The following is a 720-nucleotide window of genomic DNA, read 5'->3' as shown; positions in this document are numbered from 1 at the left end:
GACTTCAGCCCCGTTCAGCCCAATCCCAACGGGGCTTTTTCATGGGCAACTCCGCCGCTCCAAGGGGGCACACGGTCCCAAGATGTTGATTTCAGGTGACCTGGAAGGCGCGCTGAGCCCGCTCGCGGATCTCGTCCAGTTCGTCCTGAAGCGAGTTGATCTGCCCCTCGATCTCTTCGAAAGACGTGCACTCTGGCGTGATAAACAGGCGTCCGTCCTCACCCCGGGTGTAGCGGAGGAGGGCAATCTTCACGCCTGCCGGGTTGTCCGGTGTTCCAGGCCGGATGTCGAGTTCCAGGGCTCCGAAGAGATGCATCGATGGCTCTCCCTGCTAGGGTTGAGAGTAAGGCCCCATGCCCGGGGCGCTTAACCGGCTTGTGACGCCGCTTGCCGGCGCTGAATCAGCAACGCGACCTCCGGCCTGTTCTCTTTAAGCCACTGTATGGCCTCAGGCTGGCTGACGACACACTCGATCGCAGCCCACATGGGGTCCTCGAGCGACTCGTTCCTCAGCCGGGTGACCGCATAGGCGATGAGCCGATGAAGGCCCTCGTAGCCGGGCCGGGCTTCAAGAGCATCGGCGATCCAAACGCTGGACCATCCCTGCGCGGCAAGGTGCAGAAGGCTTTGCGGATCGGCCTCGCGAAACCATGGTGTCGCGTCGAACTCGAGAGCGAATGCATTATCGGCGGTATGGCACGAAGCCCGGATCATTGCCGG

General features: G+C 62.2%; 2 protein-coding genes. Both read right to left on the bottom strand.

The window, feature by feature from the left end; translation table 11 throughout:
* Nucleotides 1-91: 91 nt before the first annotated feature.
* Nucleotides 92-316, bottom strand: a complete 225-nt coding sequence (locus tag KBI52_RS01120) for a hypothetical protein (protein ID WP_210804818.1) — start codon at nucleotides 314-316, stop codon at nucleotides 92-94.
* A 50-nt stretch (nucleotides 317-366) separates the two neighbouring features.
* Nucleotides 367-720 (bottom strand): hypothetical protein (locus tag KBI52_RS01115; RefSeq protein WP_247654093.1); only part of this gene is annotated, 354 nt, incomplete at its 5' end.

The organism is Microvirga sp. HBU67558 (genome assembly GCF_018069605.1).
In the GTDB taxonomy this organism is placed as follows: domain Bacteria; phylum Pseudomonadota; class Alphaproteobacteria; order Rhizobiales; family Beijerinckiaceae; genus Microvirga; species Microvirga terrae.
Note: the sequence above shows the minus strand (reverse complement) of the source record. Positions and strands in the feature narration are given on the sequence as shown.